Origin of the sequence: Flavobacterium sp., assembly GCF_044368625.1 — a bacterium.
Classification (GTDB): Bacteria; Bacteroidota; Bacteroidia; order Flavobacteriales; family Flavobacteriaceae; genus Flavobacterium.
This window is the reverse complement of record NZ_JBIPPD010000011.1, coordinates 1-24,716: the sequence shown is the minus strand read 5'-3', so window position 1 is coordinate 24,716 and position 24,716 is coordinate 1. Positions and strand designations below refer to the sequence as shown.

Here is a 24,716-nt window from a genome sequence, read left to right as displayed (position 1 = left end):
ACAGATGAAAGATAAAATTAAAATTCTAGAAGATAAAATTGCCTTAGCTCATTTGGGTGGAGGTCAAAAACGGATTGACACACAGCATAGTAAAAAAAAATTAACTGCTCGAGAACGCATCAACTACTTACTTGATGAAGGCTCGTTTGAAGAAATCGGTATGCTTGTAACGCATAGAACCACTGAGTTTGGCATGCAAAATGAGATTTATTTTGGCGATGGAGTAGTTACCGGTTACGGAACCATTAACGGTCGAATGGTGTATATTTTTGCACAAGATTTTACCGTTTTTGGTGGAGCATTGTCAGAAACACACGCCGAGAAAATTTGTAAAGTAATGGATTTAGCCCTAAAAACGGGAGTTCCGATGATTGGTTTGAACGATTCGGGTGGTGCTCGAATTCAGGAAGGTGTTCGTTCCTTGGGTGGTTATGCAGATATTTTTTATAGAAATGTACGTTCTTCAGGAGTGATTCCGCAAATTTCTGCCATTATGGGACCTTGTGCTGGGGGAGCGGTTTATTCGCCTGCGATGACTGATTTTACGATGATGGTCGAAAACAGCAGTTACATGTTTGTAACCGGTCCGAATGTTGTAAAAACGGTTACCAATGAAACAGTTACATCCGAGGAATTGGGTGGCGCAAGTACGCATTCAACCAAATCTGGTGTGGCTCATATTACTTCTGCCAATGATGTAGCTTGTTTGGAAGATATCAAAACATTATTGCGTTATTTGCCGCAAAATAATACGGAAACGACACCAAAAGTAGCGTTTGATTTTGGTGATGAAATTCGTGAAGAACTGAATACTATTATCCCTGAAAACGCAAATAAACCTTATGACATGCATTCGGTCATTAAGGGAATTATTGACACAGATTCGTTTTACGAAATGCATAAAAATTTTGCAGAAAACATTATTGTTGGTTTTGCACGTTTAGGAGGAAGAAGTTTGGGAATTGTGGCCAACCAGCCGAATTTTTTAGCAGGTGTTTTGGACGTAAACAGTTCCATCAAAGCGGCAAGATTTACAAGGTTTTGTGATTGTTTTAATATCCCGCTTTTGGTGCTTGTGGACGTTCCTGGATTCTTACCGGGAACCGATCAAGAATGGAGCGGAATTATAACCCATGGCGCCAAATTATTGTATGCTTTGAGTGATGCTACTGTCCCTAGAGTCACGGTTATTACCCGAAAAGCCTATGGTGGAGCTTATGATGTGATGAATTCTAAACACATTGGAGCCGATATGAACTTTGCTTGGCCATCTGCCGAAATTGCAGTTATGGGTGCTAAAGGAGCGAGTGAAATTATTTTCAAAAAAGAAATCGCTGCTGCTGAAGACCCTGGTGCAAAACTGTTAGAAAAGGAAGCAGAATACGCTGAACAATTTGCCACACCTTATGGAGCCGCTCAGCGGGGTTTTATCGATGAGGTGATTTTGCCGCAAGATACAAGACGAAAATTGATTAAGGCGTTCAGTATGTTGGAAAACAAAGTTAGCGATTTACCTAAACGCAAACACGGTAACATTCCACTGTAAAGTGTGTACGGCAGTTTTTTTTTGGTTTTGATTTAGAACATCAAGAAAATTATTTTTTTTAATTTTGAATCGAATTTTTGTCCTACCAATCTTATTTATTTCCTAAAAAATAGATTGTTAGGTACAATAATTGTAATTTTAAAATAAAAAAGTGATTATGAAAAGTATAATTGTATTTATTGCAGTTATTGTAAGTCTTATTCCGCCTGAGAATCCCAAGCTGACGATTAAAATTTCGAATATTGAAAAGATGCAAGGAACAATTAAAGTGGGTGTTTTTAATACAGACAAAAATTTTTTGAAAGAAGGTGCAGCGATTAAAAATTATTCAATTATTGTGGAGAAAAGTACCGCCGCACTTACAATCACCGATTTGCCAAAAGGACACTATGCCGTTACCATGTACCACGACGAAAATTCGGATCATAAGATGAATACTAATTTTCTTGGGATTCCAAAGGAACCTTATGGATTTTCGAATAACGTAAAACCAAAAATGTCTGCTCCAAAATACGAAGATTGTAAGTTCAATCTTTCAGAAGATCAAACCTTACATATCAAATTGATCAATTAAGTTCTTTTTGATAGGTAAGGTATTTGAAAAATTGCTTTAAGTAATAGGAATTCTAAGCTGATTTTATTTTACGATAAGTTTCCTTACATTTCGCTCATTACCAGAATAAATATTTAATATGTAAATCCCTGCAGGCAATCGTGAAATGTCTATTTTATCAGAAATTTCAGTTGCAGTCAGCGCTAAAATACCCGTCATATTGTAAATTTCAATACGATCTATTGGTATTTCCGATTGAATTTCCAAAAAGTCTTTCGCAGGATTTATAAATGTCAAGTCGTTATCAAATTTTGTGGTCGGGGTTCCTAAATCACAGTTGTCTCCCACCACGTACGGAAAGTATTTGGTAACCGCCAGACCTCCAGCATACGCAAATTTAACCGCGTAATTTATGGTAGCACCAATAGTTTGACCCGTAATTGTTTTCGTGAATTTATTTCCCGAAACATTGGTCATTTGTGTTTCGGTAAACGGATTTTGATTCCATAAAATAGCAACAACGCCCACTAAATTAGGGTCTAAAATTTCAAAAGTTATTTTCACATCCGTTCCGATGGTTTCAAACTCATAGTTGTAACCTACCGTAAAACTACCTTGTTGAGCCTCGTTATTCGTGCCATTGCATTGTGAAGCAACGGCTGTTGTAGCATTTACAACAACCGGATTATTGACAAATGCATTTCCTGCTGCATCCGTTGCAGAAATGGTAAACGTATAATTAGTATTTGGTGTCAAACCCGGTATTACAGCCGATTTTTGAACACCAGAAAGACCAGCAAACGAAAGTGTAGTCGTTCCGTAAGTCACGTTATAGATCACGGAGCCCGAATTATCAGTAGCATTTACCAATAATTCGATGGAAGAGCTTCCAATAACCCCACTTGTTGCCGTAAAATTTGCGGGACTTTCCGTATCGGGAGTTGTATTTTGATATACCCGAACATAATCGATTTCCATAGCAGCGTTTGTAAATGAAGAAGGAATCGTTCCTGCTACGCCACCCATTGCAATATTTAAAAGCAAGTATTGCTCGGCATTAAAAGGCCACGTACTTGCGTTTTTAACCGCAGGATTATAGGTGTAAAAAGCCACTCCATCTAATAAAAATGTAATTTGAAAAGGCGACCAGTTCATCGAGTACACGTGGAAATCGTTCCCTAAATTTGACGCAATTGTTCCGCCGTGATTTACTGTATTTCCAAAAGAAGAAGGCGTGTGAATCGCACTTTGAACGTAACCAGCTGGTTGCGATTGCGTAATTCCATGTTCCATAATATCAATTTCACCGCAAGCCGGCCAACTTGTAGTTCCAAACTGCGAATCGAAAAAGCCCCCGTCTTCATTGACATTTTTTCCCAGTAACCAAATGGCAGGCCACGTACCCTGATTTGTGGGAATTTTGGCACGAACGTCTACGCGACCGTACATAAATGCAAATTTACTATTCAGTCGGGCAGAAGTGTATTGTTTGGTTACCCCTTGGTTGGTATAGGGTTCTTTAATGGCTTTTATGTTCAAAAAACCAGTATTTACAAACGAATTAGTAATTAAGTTGGTATAATGTTGCTGTTCGCCATTAAACCAACTTCCCCCTGCTGGAAGTTGCGTTTGATGGTGCCATTTGGTGCTATTTACCGCACCATTAGTTTCAAACTCATCGGACCATACCAAGTTGTTGTACACAACATCTACTTGAGCAAAACTATTTTGGACCACTAAAAAAAGGAATATGAAAAGGTGAAAACAAGTATTTTTTTTCATGAGATTGGGGTATTGCTATTTTATTATGTATTGAAAACTACGTCTTTGTGTCAGATTATTCCCTAGCTGTATATTTTAGATTTTCGTTTTTGTCCCAAAGTCCCCAGTAGGCTCCCACTTCGCCTTCGGCACCCACTTTCCATGATTCGTCAAACGACGAAAAGTAGAAAATATCGATATTCGCTTCTTTAGACCAAAGTTGAGAGTTGATAAAATATTTCATAGCATTTTCGTTTGAAGGGTGCGAGTCTCTAAAACTTTCGCCTTTACTAGGCCAACCCGTTTCGGTAATAATTACTTTTTTTCCACAACCTGATCCGCTAGCTTGGTAAAACATGTTTTTCATATGGGCCAACGAATATTCAATCGTACTTCCTTCCCAATACGGATAGCAGTTGGTTAAAATGACGTCGCAAGCTTCCGTAATTCTAGGTTTTATAGTAAACTCGTAGTAAGCATCGACATAACCTACGGGAATATGCGACGGAATTTCGCTTCTAACTTTTGCGATGAAATCTAAAAGTTCGTCTTCTGACAAATCTTTGCGGTACATGACTTCATTTCCAACAGCGGCAATGTCTACAAAACCTTCTTTTGCCAGTTGAATTAAAGCTACGATTTCTTTTTCGTTTTTTTCGGCATCGTCGCCCAACCAAGCACCTACAAGGGTTTTTATTCCAAATTCACGAGCAATTTTAGGAATAAATTCATTGCCTTCCGTACATGAAAACGACCGAACCCATTTGGTGTAAGGAGCGATTATTTTCATACGTCTTCGTACTTGTTCTTCCGATATGATATCGCCGGGTTTCTGACCGTCTTCATATAGACTGAAGCACAATCCGTGCATTCCGTTTTCTAAAACTTCCTGAAAAAGACTTTTGATTTCGACTGTCGTTTTTTCAGCAAAATCAAATCCGTTTTTGTAATCGGAAGAAGCATAATCTATTGATTCTGCGTATTTGAAGTAATCGTTTCTAAATGACATTTTGTTCTGCTTTAAATTTTAATTCTTCGTTTTCATCCCAAATTCCCCAAGAAGTCCCTATTGTGCCTTCTTGACTTTCTTTCCATGACTCATCAAAAGAAGAGAAATGGAACAGTTCAATGTTATTGTTGTTTGCCCATTCTTGGGTCGAAATGAAATATTTCATAGCATTAACTTCAGAAGGAATTGAATGACCTACCGCACCGCCTTTGCTTGGCCAGCCTGTTTCTGTTACAACGATTTTCTTTCCGTTGGCCACGGTTTGCGTAAGTTCTAACATATTTTCTAAACAAGCTGCAGCGTAATCGATGGTTGCACCTTCCCAAAAAGGATAAAAGTTGACCAAAAGTAGATCGCAATTTGAAATTAAATTGGGTTTATCTAAAAATTGATAATACGCATCTACGTATGCAACGGGAATATCAGGAAGTGCATCTTTTACTCTTTGGATGTATGAAATTAATTCTTTTTCAGAACTTTCGCCTCTATGCAATACTTCGTTTCCGACAGCTGCAATAGTAACTAAACCAGACCTGCCGAGCTTTATAAGAGCTTCAATTTCTCTCTCGTTTTTGGCTTTATCATTACTAATCCAAGCTCCAACGACTGTTTTTAGTCCGTTTTGATAAGCAATTTTTGGTATTAACTCGTTACCGTCGGTACAGGAAAATGATCGTATCCAATTAGTGTAGGGCGCGATAACAAGCATTCTTCTTGAAATTTGCTCAGCTGTTAAAATATCACCAATATTTTGACCTGCCTGATAGGGACTGAAGCATAAGCCATGCATACCGTTATGCAATGTTTTTGAAAACTCGAGTTTTAAATCATCTTGAGACAGTACATTTAAATCTCTTCCCACGAGTGTATTTATATTTTCTCTTTTTAATAAAGAAAGCAATTTACCCGAATGATATACGGACGATTGATTTTTAACAGTAGCTTTTCTTTTGGCAAGTTCGGCACTTATTTCTCTAGCTTTTTCTTCATTAACATCATAATCATACATTACCCAAATAGCAATTAAAGTTCCAATCATTGGGATTGCAGAGAAAAACAATCTCAATTCAAACATGGTTTCATAGGTTTGAGTAGGTGCGCCTGATTTAAAATCGATAATAGACAAAATCAATCCGCTTAATAAACCTGCTATCGCTAAACCGAATTTTACCATCCACCAGTAAATAGCTCCGAAAATACCTTCTCTTCGTTTTCCTGTATTTAATTCGTCAATATCAATCACGTCAGAAGTCATTGACATCATCAAAGTAAATAAACTACCAATTCCGAATGAAATAAATGGTAAAGCGAAAAGAAACAAGTAGGGTTTGCCGGGAACAAATAGGAACAACAGGGATACATACCCAATTATTGATATGCCTTGAGACCAGATAAATGCTTTCTTTTTTCCCATTACCTTAGACATTTTGGCAACAATAGGAATTATTAAAAATGTTGTAAATAATGCACCTACACAACCAAATAAAGTGGGCCAAATTCCTTGTCCATCACCATCGAACAAGTAGTATTTTATTATAAAAAAAGAGAAACCCGCAGTGGTATTGAACGCATTAAAAATGAAAAAAGTAGCAATACATAGTTTTCGAAATGGAACTATTTTTAAAGCTTCTTTAAATCCTTGGATAATCAAATCAAAACTTCTACCAACATTTTTTAGGTTTAAGGGCTCGTAATTTTCATTTAATGTAGACTTACTTTTAATAAATATTCCCGGAATTATAGCTAATAGCGTGCAAATTATAGCTGCATAAACGGCCAATGTTCGGGTTGCTTCCTCAGGAGAAGGAAAAAAGGAAACGTCATACATAATGACCCACAGCCAAGGTGCAAAAACCCAGGCCAGTTGACCAATCAATTGTGAGGTGGCCATAATGCTGGTTCTTTCATGAAAATCATCACTCATTTCGTAGCCCATTGCCACAAATGGAACGCTAAATATTGTTATCCCTAAATAAAAAATCAAGGAAACAAGCATGAAATAATAAAAATTAAAATTCACCGAATTCTCAGCATACAACTGCCACATGAATGCAAATGAAATACCGGTCAATATACCTCCAATAATGACATACTGCCTTCTTCGTCCCCACTTGGATTTGGTATTGTCTGTAATAAAACCCATAATTGGATCTGTAATTGCATCAAATAGTTTTGGCACAAAGTAAATTGCACTTAGCATCCAACCTGGAAATCCTAGTTTATCAATTAAAATGACAATAAAAATCCCCAACATCGCAGGAAACAGCTGATTGGCAAGCATACCGAGTCCGAAGGCAAGTTTTTGTCCGAATGCTACTTTATGATTCTCCATATTTTACAATTTAAAGTTATTTAATCACAACTGTTTGCAAGGCTTTTGCTGGAATTGTAATATTGGAAAGTTTGTTATTTAGTTTAAGTTCGATGGAATAAATTTCTTTTGTGGGATTAAAAATAGCAACTGCAATTGTACCATCTGGGTTTTTAACGGCTGTTGTCATTAATTCGGAGTTGCTGATGGTGCAACCAATTCGGATGGCTCCTGGACGCATAAATTTGCTAAAATGTGCCATCGTATAATACAGCGGTGTGAAATAGACTTCATCCTTTTCTGGATCTACAATGGTGGGTGCCACACACCAATTTTTAAACCAATTGGGACCACCTTGTCGGTCGAGAACCATATTCCAGTCAATCCAGCCATCAACCCAGTTGTTCAAACAACCAATGATGTCATTAGCATAACGATTTACGGGTGCATATTTGGGATGTAAGTATTTGTCTTTTTCACTTGCCCAATCCCAACCCCAGTCGGTAGCTTCTTTTTTCCAATACCAAGCATCGTCGTTCCAGTGCGGAATTTCTGAATCGACACATCCTTCGGTTTCAATGAGGTATTTATTGGGTGCTTTTTTGTGGGCATATTGCAATTCTTTTGCAAAATAATCATACGTACTTTCGTACCAATGAACGGCAGTTCCTGCAAAATACTTTGATGTTTCTTCGTTTTTGTACATCGCATCAACCCATTCTGGAAGGCCTGCCCTGTTTTGATCGTAACCAAAAATTTTCACATTTTCCCAGCCGTCTTTTTCCAACTTTGGCCCTAAATGGTTTTGAACAAAAAGCGTCATTTCTTCGGGAGAGAAATGTGTACTTTCCCAATTGTTTCCGTTGCCGTGCGGTTCATTGATCACGGTTACACCCCAAATCGGGATGCCTTCTTTTTTATAAGCTTCTAAATATTTTGAAAAATACAAAGCAAAAGAATCGTTGAATTCAGGTAGTAATTTTCCGCCTATGTACTTTTTATTATCTTTCATCCAAGGTGGGGCAGACCAAGGCGATGCTATGATATGGAAGCCGTCTTTAGAAATAGATTTTGCTTCCAAAATCATCGGAATCAAATCATTTTTGTCGTCTTCAATAGAAAAATTTTCGAGCAATAAATCGTTTTCAACTTTAGCGTAAGTATAGTTGGAAAGCGAAAAGTCGCAGGAAGCAATGTGTGTTCGTGTAAGGGAATAATTGGCTCCTTCTGGGCTAAAATAAGCATCGAGTATTTTTTTTCTGTTTTCTTTGCTCAAGCGATTGAGTAATGTGGCCGAAGCTTCCGTAAAAGACCCGCCAAAACCGGTAATAGTTTGAAATTTTTCGTTGGGGTTGATGCTTATGCTGACTTTTTCGTTCGTGTTATCATTCGAAAAATCGGTAATTTTTGTCAGTTTGTTTCCCGCTTCGGAAGTTTCATAAACCGTTAGTTCTATTGCGTCGTTTTTAGTTGCACAATGCGTCATTGTCAAGATTAAAAAGGTGAAAATTAGGTAGCGGGTGTGTCTCATAATTTAATGATTTGGTGGTGTTGAAACGGTTTTCATAATTTCATCCGGATTTTCTTTAAATGTTTTTGAGATTGTAACTCCGTTTCGACCCAAGCCAGTAAATATTTGTTGATCGACACTGCTCCAGAGTGCATATTTGGCTTTTCCATCTACGGTAAACAGTCCAAAATGATTTTCAGACCCCAATACATTTTCGCTGTCTTTCCAAGGTTCGTCGAAAGCTTCAAAATAAAAACATGAAATCCCTTCTTTATTGGTCCATTCCCGCATCGCATTGTAATACAGCGCTTGTTTGTATTCGTCTGAAGCTCTTGAACCTTCGTTTCCATAAAAACCATCCGAACTCGAAGCCCAACCTGTTTCGCCAATATGTACGGGTTTGCTTGGGTTGATACTTTTTACATAATTTTTTACAGTATTGTATTGCATTTGCGCAAATGCTACCGAGCGTTTCATTGCTGCATTTACTTTTTCAATTTCAGAAAGCGTTTGGTCCGTTTGTGGTGTTTTCCAAAAATGGGGATTATAATGCGAGTTGTGGTACGGATACGTGTGCATCGAAACATAATCCACGGCATTAATCAATGCCTCTAAATCTTTGGTTTTATAACTTTTTTCGGCACCGCCCCAAGAGGCAAAATCGTCGGAACAAGTGATCCACAAGTCTTTCGAAAGTTTGTTCTTCTTTTTTAATTCTTGCAAATGTGTAACCCATTTTAAAATTACGTTGGGTTGTACATAATAACTGGTTGCCCATTTGACCATTGCCTCATTTCCAACGGCGATAATTTTTACAATATCGGGATAGGCATTTGCCAGTCGGACAGCTTCTTTAATTTCGATGGCATTTCGGGCACTTTCCTCGTCGTGGTTGGGTTCTAGATCCGTCCAAGCATTTTTACAGTCCATCCAAGCACCGAGCATCATATACATTTCGAAATTTTTCCCGACGCTTCGGGATTCTTTTTTCAATTCTGAAATTGCAGTTAAAATTGAAGATGTTTCTGGCAAATGCACATTGTAAGTACGAATTACTTTGATATTCATTGCCGATAAAATCAGTAAATCTTCCTTTAGTTCTGCAATCGTGGGTTGAATGTCTCTCGAATTTTTGCGGTAACCGCCGAAACAAATGGCTTGATAATTCTTGTTTCCTAATAGGTCTTTAGCAGTCACTTCTGTTTTGTTTTTTGGATTTATAGTCACCTCTTTTTTACAAGAACTCCATATAAGCAGCATTGCAATTGACATACTCAATGCAACAATGTATTTTATACTGAAGACTTTTATAATAGGTTTTCTAATCATTTTATCTTAATTCATTTTCTAAAATAGAAACAATGATGTGTTTGATTTGATTGGTTCTTTCAAAAACCTTTTTGCTTGTTGCAACATCTATGGTCAAATCTTCGAAATGGCGTTTAGAAGCATCATTAAAAACGACTTCAACCCCCCTTTTAATCGCTGTTTTATACACTATTGGAATTTGGCAATAGGTAAAGCAAAGGGTATGCGTTTCCAATTCGATGGATTTGGGATTGAAATTTAGATCGATGTATGTAAATGTTTTTGTTTCATTCAAAAATTCCTCTTTTCGAAGTAAGCAAGGATTGAAAAATAACTGTCCGTTTTTGACAAATACACCGAGTTCGCCAAAACGGCTTAAAATATCTTCTTTAACTTGGCCGGTCATTCCTGGTTGCTGAGCGCCTTTTCCTGCTGGAGTGTGGGAATACGGATCGGTTGGAAAAGCACCGTATAAATGAGGTGATTTATGAACGCCGATTCCTTCATTAATTTCGTAATAGTGTTCCAATAATCGACCGATAGTTTCTGGTGATTCTTGGTTTTCAACTGCTTTGAGGCAACATTCCTGAACGGCTAATTGCAGTTTAGAAACCATGTGCCAATAAATCGAACCTAACCCTTCATATCCATAAAATGTTCCAGAGCGTCCGGTAAATGCTTTGTGATTAAAAACTTCTTCAAAAATGTGAAGCACTTGTTTTTTATCTTTTTCGGCAGCTGAGGCAAAAGTTGTTTTTGAAAGTGCATCCAACGCTTTTTCTAAATCGGCTGCATTTTTGAAATTTCCGTTGAAATGGTATTCGCCAAAACAATCTTTCTCGATTATTTGTGTATTATTTGCAGCAATTAATGTGGTAAACAATTCCGATTTTGAAACGGCTTCTGCTGGAACTGTATTTTTTTCGATAAAAGTGGGAAGTTCTTTATTTGGATATAAAATGTAGCTGTATTGGTCTTGTCTAAATAACTTGCTGCTTTTCAATGCATCCAATACTTCCAATGCTTCTTTAGAACTTAAATAACCCGAACTTAACACTGCAACTTGGCCCTCGAGCATTTCGCTTAAATAGGAAACCGAAACTTCACTTTCGCTTTCAATGGTCATTAGGTTATAGGCGTGGTAGAGATGATCAGCTCTTTTATTGGCGTCAATCGAATGATCAATAAATTTTAAGCTTACTTCAATAAAGCGCTTTAAACCGGCCATTGAGTGGGTTCTTTTATTCCCCCAAAAACCATTTTGGTAGACTTGATTTCGGTATTCTGAAGCGGCTTTTCCAAGTGTATCTAAGACCGTTTTTCTATCGGTATCGCTGACGTTTCCTTCCAGTAGAGGTTCGAATTTTATTAAATTTTCTCTAACAGTGTGGTAAAATTCGACCATTTCATTTGAAATCCGAATGTTTGTTACCTCGGTATTGGCGATTAAATTATGGAAGTAATTTAAAAATCTTCGTAAATAATACAACGTTACCATCGAAACCCCGTTGCCCACCAAAGCATTGTTGGCGTCGTTCCATTCCGGGCGTTGGGTATTGAGCCAAATACCGGCTTCGGGAATAAAGTTGGACATTTTTGCCAATACAGTTGCCAACATTTTTTCGATGAAATTCACTTTGTAAATTTCGCCGTTGGCATCTTTCAGTAACGCTCCATCGGCACCCATTGTCAATCGATTTTCACGAATTTTTAAATCCGATTCGTGATTGAATGCAATGGTATCTTTTGGGTTTAGAAGAATATCTTCGTACGACTTGATGATGTAAGGGACATTTGCGTAGACAAAAATTTCGCTGTTGAAGTATTCTTCCAACTTTTTAGGTTGGTGATTTTGTATAATTTCTAGAAATTTCAGTAAATAAATAATTTGGTGATCGCCCCAATAACCGATGTACGACCAGGGATTGTCTTCTTCAATGGTTTCCCAATCAAAGCCGTCCTTGGTTATACGATAAGGGTTGTAGCCGTCAAATGTGGTTGCATTTAGAAATTTGTGAATCATATTATCTATAAATTCTGGAAAAGAGTGGGCGAGCGCTTCCCAATTTTGGAAGATGTCTCTCCAGTTTCCTTCGTAATCCAGAATTTTAGAGCCGTCGGTTTCGCTTTGCGTATTGATTGAAAATTTATTCCAAGGACGACTTGGATCGCCGTGTCTTCGGCTGAATTTTAAAGGTAAATATTCTAAGCTCAGTCGTTCGAAATCAGAATCGTCTTGTTTTACAGCAAATTCCTTTAGCGTTTTTACCGAAAACAAATCGGGGAGTTGCTGGATGTTTTTTTCTAATTTTTCAAAAACCAGTGTGTTTCCTTTTTTGATATAATTGAGGAAATCTTGTTTTTCTATTTGGTAATTAAAATCAAAAATTCCGCCTCGCATAATGTTGAAAAGCGTGTTGGCAAAATGTCTTGTATCTCTTAGAGTGTCGTTGGTTAATTGTAAAGCGTCAGCCGAAGCATTTAGAGCAATCAAATTTTGGGTACCCAATTCGATATCTTGATGGATTCGGTCCAGAATTGCATGATCTGTTTGTATGGTTTTGATGATTTGGGCCACATCAGAATGATCCTGATTAACATTGGCCACAATCATCCATTCTTGTTTAGCATTTTTGTTGAGACCAATTTGTGCGTTTAAAAAATAAGCCCCTTTTTCGCCTTTTACATCATTTTCGGGACTAATTTTTTGTTTTTTTCGAAAGGCCGAAAGTTGCAATGAGGAGACCAAATAATTTGGGTTTTGCAAGCCTAAAGACCAAACGATGTTGGATTTCAAAGCTTCGCTTGGTTCAGCTTTGTCCACAATTATAGCACTAAGGGCATAAATTCCTAAACCGCTTTTTTGATGCAATTGGTTTCTTTTGTAGGCATCAACCAAGTTGCTTGACGCATTTTGCAAATCGCTACTTACGCCGTAGGGCATAATATTTTGAATTCCGTCAATAAATTCTATTTGATAATTGTGTTCAGAATGATTAATCAATTCCGATTTTCTAATGAAACCATAAATGCTACTCGAATTCCATTGGTAACGGTAGGTTAAATTTAAATTGTGGTTTATTTCTTCAAAAATAATTTTGTTGCCGTATCGATTTTTATATATATTTCGTGATATGGAGTATTGGTGTTTGGAAAAGCGTTCGGAAAAGGGCTCCCAAACCAACGTTTGATTATTAAAAATAATTTGAAACACAGATTTACTTCCGGTAATATCTGCAGATTCTGTAATTTTATCATCGGTATAATAGGGAAAAAGGGCAAACTCGGCATTTTTTCTACCGGCCGAAAGTCCGCCGTTGCTGGATATAAACATCCAATGATTGGAATCACTTACAATGCTCATAAAAAAGGGACGCATTGAATCGTGATTGACAATTTTAAAATATTCTTCGTTTCCTAAAGTAACTATTTCCATTAAAAAATTTATTCTGGTTGATTAAAACTTGTTTATTTTATGACATAAATAGGGCTTCTCGAATACATTATTTGTAAAAAAACATACGAAAAACCAACTATTTATGTCATTAAGTTGAATTTTAGTTGGCCCTTATGGTAATTCAATTAGTTTTACATTGTCGATATTTACAATACCCACTGCAGCTCCCATATCAAAAATTACGCGCGAGTTTGTATTGCTAAAATTAGCCACTAAATCTTTAGTATAAGTTTGAACGCTTGTTGTAATATTTTGCGTTACCGATTGATTGGTCCACGGATCATTGCTCAATCCTATTCCAATGATCATACTTCGATTGACACTTGCCCAAGCATCAAAAGTTAATCGGTAGGTTTTACCTTGAACCATGTTAATTCCTTTTTGAGAAAGGTTTACATCAAAGGGATTGCCTGCCGCAGTTACATTAATTGAGAAATAGGTGTTTCCATTTTCGGTAACTAAAAGATTTGCAGGAATGGGATTAATGGTACCTAAAGTCCAAGGTGAAATGCCTCCTCCAAAATTTCCGTTAGTAATTAGTCCGCCTTCAAAAACGAAAATAGAAACAGTACTACTAAACGTTTTTAAAGTACCTTTAGCAGTGTTTTTTGCAGTAAGTGTAACAGTGTATTCTCCTGTTTGAGCATATGTTTTTACTGGGTTTTGAGTTGCTGATGTTGTGTTATCACCAAAATCCCAAAGATAGCTGTCGGCATTTTCAGACGTATTTATAAAAGTCACTTTGCCTTGTGCAGATTCTAAAACATAAGTATATCTAGCATCAAGTTCGGGCTTTGTAACGGTGTCATCTTCGGTAGTACAGGCAGTTAAATTTAATAAAACTACTACCATTAAGCTGAAGAATTTAATTGATTTTATCATGATTTTTGTTTTTTTATTGATATACTTTTACATAATCCACGATCATTCTTTGAGGAAAAGTAGTGGTTGAATTGGGGCTTCCTGGTAAATTTCCGCCAACAGCTAAATTTAATAGCATATAGAATGATTGATCAAAAACCCATTCTCCGCCTCGTTCTTCCACATCAGATTTTGTAATTTGATTATATAAAACATCATCTACATACCAGTTGATATGATTTTCAGTCCATTCGATTCCAAATACATGAAAACCGTTATCAAATCTATCTTGAGTCAAATTATATTTTTTTGAAATACTATTTCCGCCAGAAAATCCGGGACCGTGAATAGTGCCAAAGACTTCAGTAGGTTTGTTTCCTAAATATTCCATAATGTCTATTTCACCACATTGTGGCCAAAGAACGTTTCCTTCTTCATAATTAGGCAATGAACTATCGCAAATGACATTATTGGCGGTAAAAGTTTGAGCCTCACAGAAATTTTGCCCTAGCAACCAAAAAGCTGGAAACATGCCTTTACCTTGGGGTAGTTTGATACGCGCTTCAAAACGCCCGTATTTTTGTTCAAATTTATTACGACTTTTGATTCGTGCAGAAGTGTAATTAACCCCACCAACAGATTCTGTTTTCGCGGTAATAATTAAATAACCATTTTGTACAACCGCATTTTCTGATTTATAAAATTGTTGTTCGTTATTTCCCCAACCATCATTCAGTGGCCCTCGACCGATGTCAAACGTCCATTTTTCGGGATCTGGAGCGCCATTTATGTCAAATTCATCTTCAAAAACCAAATTAAATTTAGTGGTAACTGTTTGTTTTTCGTCAGTTGAACAACCCGATACGACAAAAAAACCTGTAAGGAGAAGTGCAATTTTTATATATATTTTGTTCATTTTAAGAATTTTAGTAGTTACTTTTTTTAATTTTTAAAGAAATAAACATTATCAATGTAAAAGTTTCTTAAGGACGATCCATTAATGTTTTCGTAAATAATCAATCCTATATTGTTTCGGTTTGCAAGCAATAATGGCGCTTCGATAGTAATCCATGTATCAGCAGGGACTTGATTTGTATTTACAAAAATTTGTTGCCTGGTATCATCGCCACCATTATCTATCTGATTAGGTCCCCAATCTTCAATTGAAATCAGGAAGTCGAAATTAGCTGGTTTTGGACTTGGCACATACATATTGAAGTGAACGTGTGTCATTGTACTAGCATTAAGCGTTGGATTGGTAAATGCAGTTCCTACGTAATTAAAATTGATATAATTTAAAATATTGTCGCCGTTTACCGAAAAATCAGCAGAACCAGTGGTTGACCCAGGTGTCCAAAAACCATTATAATAGGTAACTGGAACATTGGTATATGCGTCACTAAAAACGGAAAGCACATTGTTTGGACTTCTAGTTGGTACAGGTGCTAATGAAAATTGTCCGAGGGAGTTGATTGTAATTGAATCTACAGAATCGATTCCTCCTACAAATTCATTCGTAACAGGGTCTAATGTTCCGCCAATATTTCCGGTAATTACCGCCACACCAGCGCTAATAATTGAAATTTGTCCATTTGCATTTACTGTAGCAACGTTTGGATTCGAAGATCTAAAAGTATAATAACCTACCGCAGGAAAAACATCGATGTCGGTACCATTTTCCAAATTGAACGTTTCTTTTAAATCTGCAATTTGGATAGTAACACCTATAAAAGAGTTTACAGTTCTAGAAACGCCATTTGAAATAGCGGGTCTTGGGTGAGCAATAGTTCCTAATTTTTCAAATTTTAATTCGTCGATCCAAAGTTTGTATCCCAAACCATTTGTGCCTTGCGTTCCAGCAGCAAAACGGAACATACCACGTTCTTGAATTAATTTAGCCGCATCAGGAATTGGAATAACATATTTTGTCCAAGCGGTTCCAACACTTACGTTTCTGATGGTTGTAATGTATTTATTTGGAAAAAAATCTTCTCCAAAACCAAATTCGCCTACAATAACACCTTGTGAAGATTTAGCCCAAAAAGTTAGTGCATCGTATTTAGACAAGTTACGTCCGTCGCCATCAATTCTGAAAATTCCACCTGCATAATTTCCAAGTGGATCTACAGCATTTGGCACATCAATAAGAATAGATGCATTACTGTTGTAACCTTCGGTGCGATCTACTGAAAATGCAGTAAATTTTGAATCGCCGTACGGAAAGTAAAAGTTACTTCCAAGTCCAACGAAATCATCCGTAAATATTTCTCCTACGGATGAGAATTCTAAAGGCGATTTGTCGTCTGATAATTCGCGTTCGCAACTAATACTTGTAAAAAGTACTACAAAAAGCACTACAATGCTTTTGAAATAATTAATTGTTTTATTTTTCATTTTTATAATTTTTTAGTGAACTATTTTCCGATATTTATGTGAATGTATGTTCGTATTTCCCATTCAGATCCATTTCCAAATCCAACAGGGCTTGTAGGAGGTACGGCAGGAAATGTATTTGGAGGAATTGCACTAGGTGCATATCTTGGGGAGAATTCATTTAAAGATCTCCAGATTCCCATGATTCCGATTTTGGTATTTGGCAAAATAAACCAATCTGGTTTTCCAACTGAAGTTGAAATGTCTAAAGCAGTTTGTAAGGGATAGGTTAAGTTAAAATCTCTGTGGTAATCAAAAGGTCCCCAATCGTTTAATTTTAAAGAACTTACTACTTTTACTTTGCGGTACACTACACGAAGATCTCCTCCGAGTCTGTTAATGGTTCTTTGAGAATCGCCATTTGCTTGACCATTACCAAAATAAATGTTGGCAATAAGTCCTAAATCAGGCGAAACTTTTGAAACAATACGGGTGTTTGATTCCCATAAATCTTCAGCTGGGGCTGATCTTTCAAATTTTAAAAAGTTACGATTGGCAAGGAATCCGATGGCTGCATCTTGTGCTGTAGGTAAATGTCGGTAAACAAAACCTGTGCTTATAGCAAATTTAGCATCTTCGGCCATATCATTATCCCATTCGTACATCCAAGTAGCAGGAGTAGGGTCATAGGTTAGCAATAATTCTCCACCAACCGTTTCTCTGTTCGCTCTAACCACAAACGGATCATCTAAAATATTACGCAATCTTCCAGGACCTGTAAAATCATTTGGAATTGCATCTATAATTGGTTTTTGCCAAAGGAAATTAGGAGCAATTTGTAAATTGGCGTTTACATTATATGTAAATCCTGTTAAAAAATTGGTTTGGTTTCCGCTTCCGCTGTCTTTCAGTCTCCAGCCTGTAAATGTTTGCGTGTTATCTGCACCTGCATTGGCAACTAGACCCATAATTGCACCTTGGGTATACACATTGAAACGGCCGCTTGAGAACGTAATTTTGGCTTTACCACCCCAATTGTCTCTTCCGCTAATTTTATTGTTGTCATTGATAACACCATTTTCAGACACTAAGAAAGAACTTCCGTTTAAAGGTTTGCCCGACCAAATTCCTCCTAAAACAAATCCAAATTCACCAACCGATTTTTCTACCACAATAGTCGCTCTTTCAGTAGCCCAGGGTGGAATAATACCACTTCTAACTTGCTCTGGTGAGAAAGTACGGCTTCCGTTTTCATCGACATTGAGAGAAGTATCAAGGTCTCGATGGTAAATACCTGTAAAGTTCCAAGTACCGATTTTTTTACCGTATTTAAGTAATGCAGTTGGATTGGCTCCCCACCACAATTGCGGTCCGAAGGCGGCTTTAAATCCATTCAAACTTCCTTTGCCATCAAATTCAAAACCTAAAGTTTCACCATTGTAAATGTCAAGGTTAGGTCCATAATTTGCTTCTGGATACAATGCAAAAAAGTCGCCTTCATATCCCCAGTGGTAATGACCGGTTCTGTAGAAACCTCTTAAATCAAAATCTTTGGCATTCCAAGTGTACGATGCATTGTACACTTGTACTCTATTAACATCATTTAAAACAACAGGACCGTCTGGTGTAGTAACTGTTTGTGGACGGCCTCTATTTTCGTAGAAAATCTCGTTTATTGGATTTAAAGCAACGTTTCCTAAGATATTTACGTTTACATTGGCTCTCATGTTTGGTGCTGGATTTCCTTCCACACCTATGAAATATGATTCCATACGGTCGAAACCTGTTTTATTTGGATAAACTGGATTATCAGGATTTGCAGTTTCGGGGGTAGTTAGTAATGTTCCCCCTGTATTAAATGTGGTAAATTCGGCTCTTAAATTACTTATTCTCAATACATCACCAGTAGTGCCTCCCATGGCTGCTTTATCGCCTCTTGCTCTTAAAACAGCATCCATAATATTGATTGCATCAAAAGAGCTTTTTAGCGTTTGTGCGTTAACTCCTTCTTCATACGGATTTATTTTGTGTACTTCTTGCAAAGCATAATAGGCGGCTCTTGGATATAACTCGTATAAACCTCTTGCATTTACAGGGCCTTTGGCACAAATTCCAAACCATTCTTCATTCATGTTGTTTTGCTCGGGAATCAAGTCGTTGGGATAACCTCCGTTGGACCATGAAGCATTGGTATCATGAATATCTAAATTTTTAGTTTGGCCAAATTTCCACCATCCATCGCTAAATTGAAAAGTAAAACCTCCAATGGAGTTTCCGGCTTTGCCCATTCCCGCAGCATTGGCGTATATGTCTTTCCAATTTTCTACATCATAATAGGCTTGTGACTTTTGATCTTCTTGATTGTCCATCGTGTTGAATGCATCCGCTCCAAATTCGGTAAAAAGTAAGGGCTTGTTCAATTCCTTTTTAACGCGGTCAAAAGCATCTGTAAATGTAGCTCCTCTGTACATATTTACACCTAGAATATCAATATCCTTACATTCTTTAGCTATTAAATCTAAAAATAGTAAGTCGCCGTTACAAATAGCCATCGGATGTGATTTATCAATAGCTTTCATAGCAACAATTGCTTTGTTGAAAATTTTATACATCGCTTCCGCTCTAACAGTCGATTTTCGGTCTTCCATTGGTATGTCTTCTGTTTCGGCACCGTCCCAAAAAAGCCCGTAATTGTTTTCATTTCCTAATAAGAAAATCAAAACACCGGGGGTGTTTTTATATTCTTGTACCATAGCAGTGGTTTCGGCTAAGAGTAATTCTTGCGTTTTTGAATCCGAATATTCAGTATTCGCTACCCATTTGCCGCCTACATTGAGACCATATCGACCAAACGAATGATTGAGCATGGTGTAAATGCCGTATTTTTCGTAGATATATTGTATCCATCTTGGAGGTACACCCGTGTATTGACGAATCGCATTGACGCCCATGTTTCGTAAAAGAGACATCTCAGTATCAAGTGCCGCTTTAATTACGTCATCAGATTGTTTCCATAAACTGTAATTGTAATTGGTTCCAATAGGGAAGTAGTCCCAGTTCATTCCATTAATCATAAAGTCTTTTCCGTTGACTTTAAGTTTCATTTGAGAATTTGTCGTTTCTACATAAATTCTGTCCGCTTGGGAAAAAATCGATTGCGAAGAACACCAAAAAATGAGTAGTAAAATTAATTTTTTCATTTGGTAGTTTTAAATAATGGTTTATGAAATTCACAAAAATTGTTTCAAATAATTTTTGATTTTATAAAATTAAGAATGTTAAATTAGATTAACAGTAATTTAACCCCTACAAAAAATATACAGTTGGTATATTTGATGTAAAAGCGGAATTAGGTACAATAAAAGCTACAACTGATTGGTATTTTAGCTTTAGATAATCAGTACATTAATTCATAGAAAACAATGACTACAGCGTTGTTGTTGTAGTGATGTATAGGTGAAATTAGGTAAACTTTTGACTTAGATATACAAAATATACTCTACCAAACCTTGTTCATGCGACAAATCCATTTTTTTTCGCAAACGATATCGTTTGATTTCGACACTTCGCACCGAGATATTGAGTAAAGGAGCAATTTCTTTGGAGGATAAATTTAGTCTTAAATAAGCACAAAGACGTAAATCATTTGGAGTCAATGAGGGATGGGCTTGTTTTACTTTCTTTAAAAAATCAGTATCGGCGTTGTCAAAAGCTTCTTTGAATACAGTCCAACTGTCTTCTTGCGTAATGTTTTTTGTAATGGTTGAAATGACAGATTTAATATTTTTTGTCGATCCTTCTGTGGAGGATTGTTTTAAATCATTTTTTATTAATGATAATAACTCGTCCTTTTTAATTAAACTCATAGTTGAAACGGCCAGTTCACGGTTCTTACTGTCCATATCGCTCGACAGCTGTTCGTTTTTCAGTTTCATTAACTGCTGTTCGTTTTCTAAAGCCGCGATTTCCAATAACAAATTATTTTCTTCGATGAGTTTTAGTTCTTTTTGTTGGTAATATTTGGTGTAGGTTTTATGGGTGTAAATAACAAGTAAAAAGCCCAAAACACAATAAATGAATACAGCTAAAGTAGTGGCATACCAAGGCTTATTAATTGTAAAACTGTAGGTTGCAATATTTTCGGCGGTCGAGTTTGCTATTCTAGCTCTAACTTTAAAAACATAATCACCAGGTGGTAAATTTTTGTAGTAAGTCGTTGTTTTTGAAGACCATGTACTCCATTTTTCTTGTAGGCCTTCTAATAAAAACTGGTATTCAGTATAAATGTATTTGTTGTATTCTGGAACTGTATAATTAAAAGTAACATTATTTTCTGAATGTTTAAAATCGCCATTTAGTTTTACGGGTGTATTGAATGCTTTGTAATCTAATTTATTGAAGCTTATATTTGATATGGAAACTTTATTGTTTTTAAACTTTAAATCTTCGGTGTTGATGGTGTAATAACTGTCCGTGGTTCCTATTAAATAAGTCGAATTGGTCAAATGTGTAATATTTTCATATCCAAGCATCGAATTACTTAGGGAAGACGAAATGGGTAAAGAATGTATTTTCAGTTGATCACTCAGTTTGCTACTTGTAAAATAATGGATGTAATTTTTTGAAAATAACCACATTCTATCGGAATCGTCTACAATTAATTTGCCAGAGGTGTATTCATCTTTTTCAAAAACAGTACTCAGTTGTTTGTCTTTTTTAAAAAGTTTTACTTTTTCGGCCAATTTATAAATTCCTGATTTGTTTGCATAGTAAATATTGTTTTTGAATTTTATTAAACTGGCATTTTTACCTTTTGTAGGCGTTTGAAATGTTTTAAAGTCAGTGGCTTTTGTAAAAGAATTGTCGAGATGAAAAGTAAATACCCCTTTGTATTCATGGCTAATGTAGATATCGTTGTTTTTCGTAATCTCAAAGTATTTTGATGAATAATCGAATCCTGAAATTTTATTTCTAAACGTCCATTGGTTATTTTTTTTCTCGAGCACTGATATACCCGAGTAGTTTCCTTGCAACAATAAATCGTTTCGACCCGGAATTGCTTCAAATTTCCACGTTCCCGATGCGGAATAGATTGGTTTGGCTGTTTCGTTTTCAATAATAAATGTTCCCGAATCATGACCACAAAAGAGTGTGCCTTGATTTTCAAAAATAGTCCAAACTTGTCCCTTAGTTCCTTTTACCAATTGAAATGACTCGGTTGAGGAATTGTAATTTTTATAAAAAAGTCCTTGATTTGTTCCTATAAACAACTTTCCATTATGCAAAAGCGATGTGTAAACTGTTCCAAGAAAACCAGTAATGTCAAAATAACTTCGGATGGGCGATCTCAGGTTGATACAGTTGATGCCATTATCCAATCCGATCCAAATATTTTTGTCAATATCTTCAAAAATGGATAAAATGGTGTTATTACTAATGCCGTTTTTTTGCGTGATGTGGTATTTGATTTCACCTGATTCGGACACAATCAGAATCCCGTCAGAAACCGTTCCTATTGCATAGCCATTATCGGATAATTGGATACAACTGTACACGCTTCCGTTGGCAATTTGATTGTTAATTTCTGAAAAATGAGGCGTAATTTTTTGTTCTATTAATGTGAAAAAGCCGTTGTTTTGGGTTTCAATTAATAATCCATTATTTATTGAAAAAATGGCTACAATTTTGTTAGAACTGATTATCGGATTATTGGAAACAAGTTTACTTCTGCCATTTTCAATTTCGAATAAGCCCTCATTTGCAACTTGAAAATAGAGCGAATTGTTGGCTTCAAAGGCTTTTAAAATTTTATTTTTTGGTTTGATTATCGAAAAACCTGTTGTTTTGGTATCGTAAATGTATATCTGATCTAAAGATTGAAAAATAATCCATTGATCGTATTTTAGAATATTCCAAAATTGTTCGTCATCGACCATCTTGGATTTTATCTTTTTACTCAGCGAAAAATATTTTAGTAAATTATCGGGTTCTCTAGTCCAATAGCCAAATTCCATATAACAACCCGTATATACACGGTTATCTACAACTTTCACCGATCGCATAATCGTTTCGTTAGGCGAGGGGTAAAGCGTCCAAACGGCGCCGTTAAACTCTAATAAGCCTTCGTTATTTGCAAAGAATAAAAAGTTATTTTTATCTTGCGTAACCATCCAGTTTTGATTTCCAGCAGCATAAATGTTTTGTGTATATTTTACTATGGGAGGTAATTCTTGAGCATAGTTTACGGCAGTAAATGCCATATATACAATCATGAACTTTAATAGGCTTTTACAAATGTGCATTTTTGGGCTGTTTTATTTTTAATTAGAATTTAAAGATATAGTTTATTTGCGTTATTCGAATGTAGAATATAAAAAAGTTTGCAGTTGAAAAAAAAAATGATTATGAAAGTCTTTAATGTAAAAAGGGCACGAAATTGCTTTCGTGCCCTTTGTAGGAAGTTGAAAAATTTATTCTTTGATAAACTGTTTTCTAATCATTTCGCCACCAATTTGAGCAGATAAAATATATACTCCGTTTGGCAAGCCGCTTACATTAATGGATTCTTTATTGTTTTCAGCTGTTTGCGTTGAAACCAATTGACCTAAAGTATTGTAAATTGTAATGTTTTCGATTGTTTCTTCACTAGAAATGTTCAAGATTCCGTTTGAAGGATTTGGATACATTTTCAAAGAATTTTTTACAAATTCATTTGTACTTAAAGTGTTTTTGTGCAAATACAAGTTGTCATAATATACAGTTCCCAAATCGGAAGTAATTACAAACTGCACTAAGTCATTTCTGTTTGCATTGGTAATAGGAGCAAAAGTTGATAACGGAATATCAATAGAGTACCAAGTGCCAGGATTTGGACTAGTTAACAGGTTTGCATTTGTCATAGAAAATTCAATTGCATTCGCTTCTCCTGGACCATTATTCCAATTCGAAAATTTTATATTAAAGCTTTTGTCTGCCGTTGGTGTTGCAGTCCAAAAATCAATGTGGAAATGTGTAAAAGTAGTTGCGTCAAATCGTCCAGCAAGAAAAGTGACTCCTTCGCAACCAAGACCCGCAACTTTGTTTGTGTCGTTACCAGCTATTGAAACCAATGTTGTTGTAGCGCCACACCAAGAGTTGTTGAAAGTATTATCGTCTCCAGTATATCCAATTACAGAAATTGGCGTGTAAGCATTACTGAAAATTGATCTAACATCTGCTGCAGGTCTTGAGGGTGGTGTTGGAGCAGCTACCGTTGGTGCTGGATCTACAGGAGGTGTTCCAAGTGGACCTTTAATATTATCTACATAAAAAGTTCTTGCGGGAGTCGGAACTGTTGGATTGAAAAACATTGTTGCTCCAGGAGCCCAATATGTATGAATTACAAAACCAGTATATATACCATTTGCTGGTGCTGGTTGACCGTCTAATACTGTGTCAAAAGTAAAAGAAATGGTTTGCCATGTACTTCCACCTGGATGCGTGGCAGATGCTGCAACGATGGCTGGACCTCCTGTACCGCCAGTTACTTTAACTAAGAATGTAACAGCAGTAGCCGAAAAAACATCCATAGTCATTGTTTTTGTAGTAGTCAAGTTTACAGGAGACGACAAATTTAAGTTTACACCTTGCCATGGTGCGCCAGCTGTGTTACCAACTATTTTAAGTACTTGAGTGGTATTTGTTCCTGTTCCAGCCTCTACAACTGGTGCAGGAGCATCACCAAATGGAGCTCCAACAGCATTTGTTTCAGTGGCTTCGAAACCTAACAATAAATCTTGGGAATATCCAGAGGATGCAACCAACATAACACACAACAAAGCTGCGTGTTTGATTTTTGAAGTAATTTTTTTCATAATTTTTAATTTAAGTTAATATCCAAATTTAAATATTTTACTGATAAACATTGCTATCCGAAAGTTTTGACGATTTTAGAAATAAGCATTGTAACTGCCTATAAACAGGTCAATATTTCAACTTTATGCTGAAAATAAGTCAGAACTGAATTCTAATTGCGGTTGAGATCTTAT

Annotated in this window: 14 protein-coding genes; 2 read left to right on the top strand and 12 right to left on the bottom strand. The window is 36.3% G+C overall.

Annotation, left to right across the window (positions count from 1 at the left end):
* The first annotated feature begins 4 nt into the window (after positions 1 to 4).
* Complete coding sequence (locus tag ACIQ2X_RS01775) at positions 5 to 1,546, top strand: acyl-CoA carboxylase subunit beta (RefSeq protein WP_396177159.1); 1,542 nt, start codon at positions 5 to 7, stop codon at positions 1,544 to 1,546.
* Between the two features lie 157 nt (positions 1,547 to 1,703).
* Positions 1,704 to 2,120, top strand: coding sequence for a DUF2141 domain-containing protein (locus tag ACIQ2X_RS01770; protein ID WP_396177158.1), 417 nt, complete (start codon positions 1,704 to 1,706; stop codon positions 2,118 to 2,120).
* A gap of 63 nt (positions 2,121 to 2,183) precedes the next feature.
* Here ACIQ2X_RS01770 and ACIQ2X_RS01765 read toward each other — a convergent pair whose 3' ends face one another.
* From ACIQ2X_RS01765 to ACIQ2X_RS01710, 12 genes are all read right to left on the bottom strand, one after another.
* Positions 2,184 to 3,881, bottom strand: coding sequence for a family 16 glycosylhydrolase (locus tag ACIQ2X_RS01765; RefSeq protein WP_396177157.1), 1,698 nt, complete (start codon positions 3,879 to 3,881; stop codon positions 2,184 to 2,186).
* Positions 3,882 to 3,936: 55 nt separating this feature from the next.
* Positions 3,937 to 4,869 (bottom strand): glycosyl hydrolase family 17 protein, encoded by a 933-nt coding sequence (locus ACIQ2X_RS01760; RefSeq protein ID WP_396177156.1) that lies wholly within the window; start codon positions 4,867 to 4,869, stop codon positions 3,937 to 3,939.
* Positions 4,859 to 7,201: an MFS transporter gene (locus ACIQ2X_RS01755; RefSeq protein ID WP_396177155.1), complete on the bottom strand. Its 2,343-nt coding sequence runs from the start codon at positions 7,199 to 7,201 to the stop codon at positions 4,859 to 4,861. Before ACIQ2X_RS01755 ends, ACIQ2X_RS01760 begins: the two co-directional genes overlap by 11 nt.
* Before the next feature lie 16 nt (positions 7,202 to 7,217).
* Positions 7,218 to 8,711: a glycoside hydrolase family 30 beta sandwich domain-containing protein gene (locus ACIQ2X_RS01750; RefSeq protein WP_396177154.1), complete on the bottom strand. Its 1,494-nt coding sequence runs from the start codon at positions 8,709 to 8,711 to the stop codon at positions 7,218 to 7,220.
* Between the two features lie 3 nt (positions 8,712 to 8,714).
* Positions 8,715 to 9,950, bottom strand: a complete 1,236-nt coding sequence (locus ACIQ2X_RS01745) for a glycosyl hydrolase family 17 protein (protein ID WP_396177163.1) — start codon at positions 9,948 to 9,950, stop codon at positions 8,715 to 8,717.
* 70 nt (positions 9,951 to 10,020) lie between these two features.
* Positions 10,021 to 13,434, bottom strand: coding sequence for a hypothetical protein (locus ACIQ2X_RS01740; protein WP_396177153.1), 3,414 nt, complete (start codon positions 13,432 to 13,434; stop codon positions 10,021 to 10,023).
* 132 nt (positions 13,435 to 13,566) lie between these two features.
* Positions 13,567 to 14,337, bottom strand: coding sequence for a carbohydrate binding domain-containing protein (locus tag ACIQ2X_RS01735; protein WP_396177152.1), 771 nt, complete (start codon positions 14,335 to 14,337; stop codon positions 13,567 to 13,569).
* Between the two features lie 13 nt (positions 14,338 to 14,350).
* Positions 14,351 to 15,232, bottom strand: coding sequence for a family 16 glycosylhydrolase (locus ACIQ2X_RS01730; protein ID WP_396177151.1), 882 nt, complete (start codon positions 15,230 to 15,232; stop codon positions 14,351 to 14,353).
* Between the two features lie 26 nt (positions 15,233 to 15,258).
* Positions 15,259 to 16,710, bottom strand: a complete 1,452-nt coding sequence (locus ACIQ2X_RS01725) for a glycosyl hydrolase family 16 (protein ID WP_396177150.1) — start codon at positions 16,708 to 16,710, stop codon at positions 15,259 to 15,261.
* A 20-nt stretch (positions 16,711 to 16,730) separates the two neighbouring features.
* Positions 16,731 to 19,889 carry a glycoside hydrolase family 2 TIM barrel-domain containing protein gene (locus ACIQ2X_RS01720; RefSeq protein ID WP_396177149.1) on the bottom strand — a complete coding sequence of 1,053 codons (3,159 nt, stop codon included), beginning with the start codon at positions 19,887 to 19,889 and terminating at the stop codon, positions 16,731 to 16,733.
* A gap of 279 nt (positions 19,890 to 20,168) precedes the next feature.
* Entirely contained in the window at positions 20,169 to 22,961 is a 2,793-nt protein-coding gene (locus ACIQ2X_RS01715; RefSeq protein ID WP_396177148.1) for a triple tyrosine motif-containing protein, read from the bottom strand.
* A gap of 198 nt (positions 22,962 to 23,159) precedes the next feature.
* The gene (locus tag ACIQ2X_RS01710; RefSeq protein WP_396177147.1) at positions 23,160 to 24,542 is read right to left on the bottom strand and encodes a T9SS type A sorting domain-containing protein; all 1,383 of its coding nucleotides are present in this window, start codon (positions 24,540 to 24,542) and stop codon (positions 23,160 to 23,162) included.
* Between the last annotated feature and the right edge of the window lie 174 nt (positions 24,543 to 24,716).